At 58.1% G+C, this 8305-nt stretch carries 8 protein-coding genes and 1 pseudogene; 2 read left to right on the forward strand and 7 right to left on the reverse strand.

Annotated features, from left to right (window positions below; genetic code table 11):
* Window positions 1-134: 134 nt before the first annotated feature.
* Entirely contained in the window at window positions 135-665 is a 531-nt protein-coding gene (gene mog / locus OKC40_RS21180; protein ID WP_042658402.1) for a molybdopterin adenylyltransferase, read from the forward strand.
* A gap of 73 nt (window positions 666-738) precedes the next feature.
* On the opposite strand, the gene OKC40_RS21185 is transcribed toward mog, so the two are convergent.
* From OKC40_RS21185 to trmB, 6 genes and pseudogenes are all read right to left on the reverse strand, one after another.
* Complete coding sequence (locus tag OKC40_RS21185) at window positions 739-1140, reverse strand: DUF2541 family protein (RefSeq protein WP_042012781.1); 402 nt, start codon at window positions 1138-1140, stop codon at window positions 739-741.
* 175 nt (window positions 1141-1315) lie between these two features.
* Window positions 1316-1417: pseudogene (locus tag OKC40_RS22960) on the reverse strand (DUF903 domain-containing protein); the annotation flags it as partial.
* A 63-nt stretch (window positions 1418-1480) separates the two neighbouring features.
* The gene (locus OKC40_RS21195; protein WP_167556969.1) at window positions 1481-2776 is read right to left on the reverse strand and encodes a sulfurtransferase; all 1296 of its coding nucleotides are present in this window, start codon (window positions 2774-2776) and stop codon (window positions 1481-1483) included.
* A gap of 29 nt (window positions 2777-2805) precedes the next feature.
* On the reverse strand, window positions 2806-3726 hold the full coding sequence (glsB, locus tag OKC40_RS21200; RefSeq protein WP_270796901.1) for a glutaminase B: 921 nt from the start codon (window positions 3724-3726) through the stop codon (window positions 2806-2808).
* A 122-nt stretch (window positions 3727-3848) separates the two neighbouring features.
* Entirely contained in the window at window positions 3849-4181 is a 333-nt protein-coding gene (locus tag OKC40_RS21205) for a YggL family protein (RefSeq protein WP_005348158.1), read from the reverse strand.
* A 43-nt stretch (window positions 4182-4224) separates the two neighbouring features.
* The gene (trmB, locus tag OKC40_RS21210) at window positions 4225-4938 is read right to left on the reverse strand and encodes a tRNA (guanosine(46)-N7)-methyltransferase TrmB (protein ID WP_042060981.1); all 714 of its coding nucleotides are present in this window, start codon (window positions 4936-4938) and stop codon (window positions 4225-4227) included.
* Window positions 4939-5264: 326 nt separating this feature from the next.
* Between trmB and OKC40_RS21215 the strand changes: the two genes are divergently transcribed.
* Window positions 5265-6446: an aminotransferase-like domain-containing protein gene (locus OKC40_RS21215; RefSeq protein ID WP_270796899.1), complete on the forward strand. Its 1182-nt coding sequence runs from the start codon at window positions 5265-5267 to the stop codon at window positions 6444-6446.
* 77 nt (window positions 6447-6523) lie between these two features.
* On the opposite strand, the gene OKC40_RS21220 is transcribed toward OKC40_RS21215, so the two are convergent.
* Window positions 6524-8053 carry an EAL domain-containing protein gene (locus tag OKC40_RS21220; RefSeq protein ID WP_075113508.1) on the reverse strand — a complete coding sequence of 510 codons (1530 nt, stop codon included), beginning with the start codon at window positions 8051-8053 and terminating at the stop codon, window positions 6524-6526.
* Between the last annotated feature and the right edge of the window lie 252 nt (window positions 8054-8305).

The raw sequence follows: 8305 nt of genomic DNA on the forward strand, positions 1-8305 counted from the left end.
CACAGGCCTATAAGTATTTGTTTTGTAGGCAAAAAACTATTTTTAATTTTTAACAAAATGTTCACGATCTCGCCCTGATCTCGCTGATTATGTTATTTTAATTGCCACTTTTATCGGACATTCAAGAGCAGACCATGAGCAAGGCAAAAATCGGTATCGTTACCGTCAGCGATCGCGCCAGCGCGGGCATCTATGAAGACCTCTCCGGCAAGGCCATCATCGACACCCTGAACGCCTATCTGACCTCGGCGTGGGAACCCGTCTATCAGGTGATCCCCGATGAGCAGGATCAGATTGAAGCGACCCTGATCCGGCTGGCGGATGAAGAGCAGTGTTGTCTCATCGTCACCACAGGCGGCACCGGCCCGGCCAAGCGGGATGTGACGCCGGAAGCGACCGAGGCGGTGTGTGATCGCATGATGCCCGGCTTTGGCGAGCTGATGCGGGCCGAATCCCTCAAGTTTGTGCCGACCGCTATTCTGTCGCGCCAGACGGCTGGCCTGCGCGACGATACCCTGATCGTCAATCTGCCGGGCAAGCCCAAGTCGATCCGCGAGTGTCTGGATGCGGTCTTCCCCGCCATCCCCTATTGCATCGATTTGATGGAAGGGCCTTATCTCGAGTGCGATGAGACCGTCATCAAGCCATTTCGACCGAAAAAATAGCTGACTCGTCCATAACAAATAATGGCGAGCCGTGGCTCGCCATTATTTTTAATAACAGTGCTTCAGCGCTCGCTTATTTGCGACCAAATACTTTGACGCCCGCTTTGCTGCCTTCCGAATTGCCGTACACTTCCAGCCGTTTTACACAGACTCTGGAACCGAGAGATTTCCATTCGGTCTCTTTGTCAGCGCGCATATCGCGATCAAATTTGATGGTCTTGGTACGATTGCTGCCATATGTCACCACGATCCGATCCAGCGTCAAATCACGCTCTGCTTTCACCTTGATATATTTGGTCTGACGGCAGGCAACCATCGGAATGGTGGCGCCATGATCACCAATTCCCAGCAAGATGGTGCGGCCAAGGGTGAACTGATCATCACCGGCCTGACAAGCCGACGCCGCCACCAACAAGAGAGCGCCAAACAGAGCACGACCGGAACACGCTTTACGCCAGATAGAGTTCAGGGACATAACACCTCCAATAAAAAACGGAGCGTTATGATACGGGTCGAACCATAACAGGAGCTGTATCCGGTCCGGGATGGCGCCAGTGCCAGCCTCAGCGGAGGATCACAACCTCGATAAACGCTATCCCCCTGAATACAAAAAGGGCCGCCAACTGGCAGCCCCAAGCCTCAGAAGAAGATCAACGTTCCATGATTTGGGTGACGTCATCCTTCTTGATCATCACCTCGCGCCCTTCGTGATCGTAATAGCGGTACATGCCGGTGCTCTCATCCAGCTTGGGGGAGCGAGCAATGAAAAAGGCCGGACATCTGTCCGGCCTCTTCTCTAGAGCGCAAGAACGCAATCATGACTTGGCGGGCTGACGCTCACCGGTCACGGTCGGATTCTTGGGATCCATGCTCCACTCGTACCAGCCGCCGTCGTAGACGCTGATCTGTTTCCAGTCCATCAGCCAGGCGTAGAAGAAAGCCTCGGAGGCGCGCCAGCCGGTACCGCAATAGAACGCGGCCTGCTGGGTCGGCTCGATGTTCCACTGGTCCCACATGGCGAGGATCTCGCGGGCTGGCTTCATGGTGCCGTCCGGGTTATGGAAATCGCTCATGCTGTTGGCATCCACCCCGCCGTGACCCCACTTGGCCCCCGGGATATCGCCCTTCGGCTTGATGTAGCTGTAACCTGAGGTGTTGCCGACAAACTCGTCCCAGGTACGCACGCTGACCAGTGCGCTATCGGGCTGCTTGAGCAGCTCTTTTGCCTGACTTAACGTGGTGTAGTACTCGGGGTGAGCGGGAATGGCCACACCAAACTCCTTAACCGGCTCATATTTGTTGGGCAGACCGGTTTCGGTGCGCAGATGCTGGATAAACCAGGCATCCAGACCACCGTCCAGCAGGCGTACATCTTTCACCCCCGCATACATCATCAGGTGCGCGGCACGGGCAGCCGCCATGGTGTTTCGACCATAGAGGATGACGGTGGTGTCGTGACGGATGCCGTTGTCCAGCAGCAGCTTCTTGAGCGCTTCGTCAGAGACCTTGTTCCACAGCGGCTCCTCTTCGAGGCTGTTGGTATCGATATAACCGGCCCCCGGGATGTGGCTGATGAGGTAGGCCTTGGGTGAACCCCAATCCACTTCAAACAGCTTCCAGTCACCCTTGGGCGCAGCGGCAACCGGCTTGCCCTCTTGCAGATCCGCCAACCAGCGCGGATAGACCAGCTGCTGCCAGCGTGCCAGCGACTCGCGCGGTGCGGCTTGCCACCCTTGCAGCTCGAACAGCTGCTTGATCCCCTGCTTGCGCAGCAGACGGGCCACCTCGGCCACTTCGCGGGACGCACCGTAGAGGGCAACCGGACGATCGGCCTTCAGCCCCTTGATCTCGAGCGCCTTTGGCCACTCTTCATCGCTGTATTTCCACTCGGCTGAGAGGTTCTCGGCGCCCGCCACATGGCCGCCCTGCTTCTCCCCTTCCATCGGCCACCCCTGATAGAAGTAGCTGGCGCGGGTATCCAGGATGACAGCCTGTTTGGCCTTGGCATCGGCCAGCGAGAGCGGTGGCAACTCCCCTGCCACGGCGGGCAGGGCACACCAGAGCAGTAAGGTCGCCAGCGCGGCCTGCAGGAAGCGAAGATGTCGTTTCATGGTGATTTCTCGATTCATAGTGAACAAGGTTAAAAAATGGAGCGACCCAGCCGCTCGGCCAGCAGCTCCAGCGCCGCCGTGCCCGCCAGCGAGTTGCCGGCTTTGTTGAGCTCCGGCGACCAGACACAGACGCAGAGTTCGCCCGGGATCAGGGCGATGATACCGCCGCCGACACCCGATTTGCCCGGCATGCCGACCCGATAGGCAAAATCGCCCGCCTCGTCATAGAGGCCGCAGGTGGCGAGCAGGGCGTTGACCTGTTTGGTGGTACGGGCGGGCAGCAGCGGTACGCTCTCGCCCAGTGGCACACCACGGTTGGCCAGATAGATGAATGCCCGCGCCAGATCGACGCAGCTCATGCGGATGGCACAGGCATTGAAGTAGCTTTGCAGCACCTTGTCCACTTCGTTTTCGAAGTTGCCATAGGCCTTCATCAGATAGGCGATGGCGGCGTTGCGGGCAGAGTGCTGATATTCGGAGCGGACGACGACCTGATCCGCCATGATGGCCGGATTGCCGGAAAGACGGCGCACCAGCTCGAGGGTACGCTGACGCGGCGCAGTGAGGCGGGTCTCCAGCAGATCGCTCACCACCAGCGCCCCGGCATTGATAAAGGGGTTGCGGGGGATCCCCTGCTCGAACTCGAGCTGCACCAGCGAGTTGAAGGGCTGGCCGGAGGGCTCCTTGCCAACCCGGGCCCAGATCTCCTCCTCCTGATAGAGAGTGAGTGCCAGGGTCAGGCTAAGGGCCTTGGAGATACTCTGGATGGAGAAGGGTTCAAAAGCGTCACCGGCGGTGAACAGCTCCCCCTCGACGGTACAGACTGCAATACCAAGCCGATCGGCCGGTACCTGAGCCAGTGCCGGAATGTAGTCGGCCACCTTGCCTTGTCCCAGCAACGGGCGCACCTCTTCAAGGATGCTGGCCAGTAATTCGGATGACAACACCATAAGCAATAAGCGATTCCATGACTAAAACAGCGGTGGAGATCCCATCCCCACTGACAAAAATCCCGCCAGCGGCGGGATTTTTCAGTTACCCACAACAAGGCGCCAGATGCGGCAGCCTTGTATCAGGCCGGTTCACCGTACCAGAGGTCGAACAGCTCGGTAACGACCACGGCTTCCATCCCCTTGCCTTCCAGCCAGGATTTGACGGCAGCGCGGTCTTCTTCGGTACACTTGCCCAGTTGCTGGGTGCAGATCATCCCTTCCCAGGCCAGGTGACCAGAGCCGGCAAAAGCCAGTTTGCGGGGTTCAACAACCTCATCGATCATCGCATCGACTACCGCATCGATGGTCTCTTCGGCAGTGCCGACCGGGAAATTAAAACTGATGTCGAAACCCATTTCCTGGAATTCATCGACACGCAGTTTCTTACGCAGACGGCGGCTACGATTGGCCATGATAGCTCCTCAAGTTAGTTGATACGCGAGTTGACGTGTCAGCTTAGCTGACACGCTTGAAAATCAGGTCCCAAACACCGTGACCGAGACGGTGGCCACGTTGTTCAAATTTGGTCAGCGGACGCCAGTCCGGACGGGGCACCCAGTTGCCGGTGGCGGAGGTGTTCTCGTAACCCTCGGCGGCGCTCATCACTTCCAGCATGTGCTCGGCATAGTTTTCCCAGTCGGTGGCCATGTGGAATACACCACCGATGGCCAGCTTCTGGCGAATGTCCTGCGCAAACGCCGGCTGTACGATGCGACGCTTGTGGTGACGGCTCTTGTGCCAGGGGTCCGGGAAGAACAGTTGCAGGCAGGAGAGTGAACCGTTCGGGATCATGTGCTCCAGCACCTCGACCGCATCGTGGCAGATCACCTTGAGATTGGTGACACCCGCTTCCTGAGCGGTGCCCAGGCAGGCACCCACGCCCGGGGAGTGCACTTCGATGCCGATGAAGTTCTTCTCGGGGGCATTCTTGGCCATCTCGACCAAAGAGGCGCCCATGCCAAAACCGATCTCCAGCACCACCGGGGCCTCGCGGCCAAACAGGGCGACCAGATCGAGCGGCGCTGGCGCAAAATCAATACCCATGACCGGCCAGAGCTCTTCCAGGGCCTTCTCCTGCCCTTTGGTCAGGCGGCCTTCGCGACGGACAAAGCTGCGGATCTTGCGCATGAACTTGCCGTCTTCGTTAAATACATCTTGGGTCACAGGCATAATGGTCTCGTTATTTCATCAATCCGGGTAATACATCTTGTGTCCGATCCCGACCGGGACCGCTCGCGGCTCGTCATGTCATCGACCCGCGAAAACAGGGGAGCGAATTATCCCAAGATAGGCCCAAGGCGCAAGTGTTTCGCACAACAAATATTCCATCCTGCCCCTTCGCCCCGAACAACCGCTCAATATACGCCGAATCAGAGTCAATCCAGCCCTTTTTTGGCGATTTTTGTGACAATCATTGCCTCAATTCTGAAATCTGATACAAACGGATAACCTGGTGGTCGAATGGAGCGACCGCCCACATGCCGAGAGAATTGTCTATGCAGCCGTTTTTTGCCCAGCGCTTCGAGAAGGTCGAGCCTTCCTTTATCCGTGAAATCCTCAAAGTTGCCGCCAATCCGGAGATCATCTCCTTCGCCGGTGGCCTGCCCAATCCCCACCTGTTTCCGGTCAAGGCGATCGATCAGGCCTGTCAGGATGTACTGCGTGAACAAGGGGCTGCAGCCCTGCAATATGCCGCCACCGAGGGCTTCGCCCCGCTGCGCCAGTATATTGCCGACCGCTATCTGGCCCGTCACGGCATGCAGGTCAATCCGGACAACATCCTGATCACCAGCGGCTCCCAGCAGGCGCTGGATCTGCTGGGCAAGGTGCTGATCGACGAGGGTCAGGATCTGATCATTGAGGAGCCGGGCTATCTTGGTGCCATTCAGGCCTTCTCTGTCTATCAACCGAATTTCAAGCCGATCACCCTTGAAGAAGAGGGGCTGGATCTGGCGGCGCTGGATGCGCTGCTGGCAAGCGGCTCCAATGCCAAACTGCTCTACGGTGTGCCTAACTTCCAGAACCCGAGCGGCGTCTCCTACAGCCGTGCCAACCGCGAGGCACTGGCCGAGCGACTGGTGCGCCACGAGCTCCTGATGGTGGAAGACGACCCCTACGGTGAGCTGCGCTTCGAGGGCGAACACCTGCTCCCCATCGCCAAGCTGGCGCCGAACAATACCGTGCTGCTCGGCTCCTTCTCGAAAACCGTGGTGCCCGCCTTCCGTCTGGGCTGGATGCTGGTGCCGGACTGGTTGCGCAAGAAGGTGACCATCGCCAAACAGGCCACCGACCTGCACAGCAACGCCTTCAGCCAGCAGGTGCTGCACCGCTTCCTGAGCGATAACTCGCTGGATGCCCATCTGGAGAAGATCAAGGAGGTCTACGGCCGCCAGCGTGCCGCCATGGAGGCTGCGCTGGCCCGTCACTGCCCGCCCGGCGTCAGCTACACCCGGCCGGAAGGGGGCATGTTCCTCTGGCTGACCCTACCCGCCCACATCAGTGCCATGGCGCTGTTTGACGAGGCGATCAAGGAGAAGGTGGCCTTCGTGCCCGGCGCTCCCTTCTATGTGCGCCCCGAGATCAAGAACACCCTGCGCCTGAGCTTCTCCTGCGTCGATGAAGCGACCATCGAGGAGGGGGTCAAACGGCTGGCCCGCGCCCTCCAGCGCATGCTCTGATCGTCAGGCCAAACGGCACCAACAAAAAACCAGCGAGAGATCGCTGGTTTTTTTGTTGGTGCCCGCAACGCAACCCATCAGCCAAACAGAGTCTGGCGGAACTGCTTCATCGGGATGGGGCGGCCGTAGAGATACCCTTGCAGATAATCGACGTGACGCGCTTGCAGATAGTCCGCCTGCACCTGAGTCTCCACCCCTTCGGCCACCAGTTGGAGCCCCAGTCTGGTCGCCAGATCGATCACGTTCTCGACAATATGGCTGGAGAGGGCATCGGAGCCGATCATCCCGACGAAGCTCTGATCGATCTTCAATGCATCGACCTGAAACTGCTGCAGGTAAGTCAGGCTGGAGTGGCCGGTACCAAAGTCATCGATGGCGATCATGACCCCCAGCTGACGCAGCTCGGCAAACAGCTGGTCGGTCGTCTCGTCCGCCACGATCAGCTCCCGCTCGGTCAGCTCCAGCACCAGTTTGACCGGGTTGTCCTTGAAAGCATTGATAAAGGCCCGGCAATCAATCAGCAGACTCAGATCCTTGCAGTGGCTGGCGCAGATATTGAAACCGAAATGAAATCCGGCCGGCAGCTTGCCGGCGTGAGGGGCGAAGTGATCCCGCACCTGGGCCATCAACAGGCTGGTCATGGGGACGATCAGACCACTATCCTCCGCCAGCGGAATAAAGCGATCCGGCGAGATCATCCCCTGTTTGGGATGCTGCCAGCGCATCAGCACCTCACAACCGCTACACTGCTCATCAGCGCCAGTGACCACCGGCTGCAGGTAGGGAATAAACTCCTCCTCGATCAGCGCCCGCTTGAGCTCCTCCGCTGGCGAGCTGCTACGCCCCATCAGCCTGAAAGTACCGAATCCAATCAGCAATGCCAGCAGCGGAGAGAGGAGCAGCGTGTCTCTGGAGTAGCGCCATGCATGGGCCAGATAATCATCCTTTGTCACCAGTGTCGCTACCTGATATGGGAAGCTGGCTGACGAGAGTGCCATGTACCCCTCCTCAGCGGGAGAGGGCGCAGCTGCGACCTGACCTGAGCCAAACAGCGCTTTGTCACCGACCACCAAGGCCATCGAGGAGTTCTTGCTGGCGATATCAAGGGTATTAAGCAGGTAGTAGCCATCCACAGCGATCAGCGCACTCCCTTTCTCAACCTCATGACGCAACACAATCAGCGGTCTATCTGGTGTCGTGTCATTACCGCTGAACAGTTGTAGCTTACCGTCGACATAGTTGTCCGGACCCATAGGGCCATCATACTCGCCATACAGGGACGTACAGTAGATTCGGCGACCGATGGTCAGGTTGGCCGAACGAACATCAGGAACCATGATCACCTGCTCGCGCAGCAGCAAGGCGGCCTCTGCACAGGGAGCACCAATCACCTTCTCCACATTCATGGCGGCTTGCTGAGCATAACCCAAGGTACGATCAAACATCAGCTGGGCACGCTGCAACCGTGACTCGGCATCCTGCTCGATCTCCGTCACTGTTTGCCAGATGACGGAAATGCCCCCTAGCAACAGGATCCCGCACCCCATCATTAGCGCCATAAGAATCCTCATGGAGAGCTGGCGAAGTTTCAGACGGCGAAATGGCATGGTGGCCTCTTTGATACACGATGAGTGGTAGCAACCCCGGTGGACAGGCGCAAAGGGTCGCAATAATAGCGACCGCTCAACAAATGTCCACCTTACAAAAATCAATCAAATCAGCGTATTGTTCAACAATATGTTACCAAGGGAAGATATGGTTAACACATATCATGGTGACAATCTTAACCATCCCCTCATATGAGCGAGGCGTGGCGCGGCTTCTGAGGTATGATCGCCATCCTTGACCAGCTAATACCC

It is taken from the genome of Aeromonas sp. QDB11 (genome assembly GCF_027705265.1).
Classification (GTDB): domain Bacteria; phylum Pseudomonadota; class Gammaproteobacteria; order Enterobacterales; family Aeromonadaceae; genus Aeromonas; species Aeromonas allosaccharophila.

Coding starts and splice junctions, on each gene's coding strand:
- OKC40_RS21205 (WP_005348158.1), bottom strand. CDS start 4,181: ATGGCCAATCGTAGCCGCCGTCTGCGTAAGAAACTGCGTGTCGATGAA.
- OKC40_RS21220 (WP_075113508.1), bottom strand. CDS start 8,053: ATGCCATTTCGCCGTCTGAAACTTCGCCAGCTCTCCATGAGGATTCTT.
- mog (WP_042658402.1), top strand. CDS start 135: ATGAGCAAGGCAAAAATCGGTATCGTTACCGTCAGCGATCGCGCCAGC.
- glsB (WP_270796901.1), bottom strand. CDS start 3,726: ATGGTGTTGTCATCCGAATTACTGGCCAGCATCCTTGAAGAGGTGCGC.
- trmB (WP_042060981.1), bottom strand. CDS start 4,938: ATGCCTGTGACCCAAGATGTATTTAACGAAGACGGCAAGTTCATGCGC.
- OKC40_RS21195 (WP_167556969.1), bottom strand. CDS start 2,776: ATGAAACGACATCTTCGCTTCCTGCAGGCCGCGCTGGCGACCTTACTG.
- OKC40_RS21185 (WP_042012781.1), bottom strand. CDS start 1,140: ATGTCCCTGAACTCTATCTGGCGTAAAGCGTGTTCCGGTCGTGCTCTG.
- OKC40_RS21215 (WP_270796899.1), top strand. CDS start 5,265: ATGCAGCCGTTTTTTGCCCAGCGCTTCGAGAAGGTCGAGCCTTCCTTT.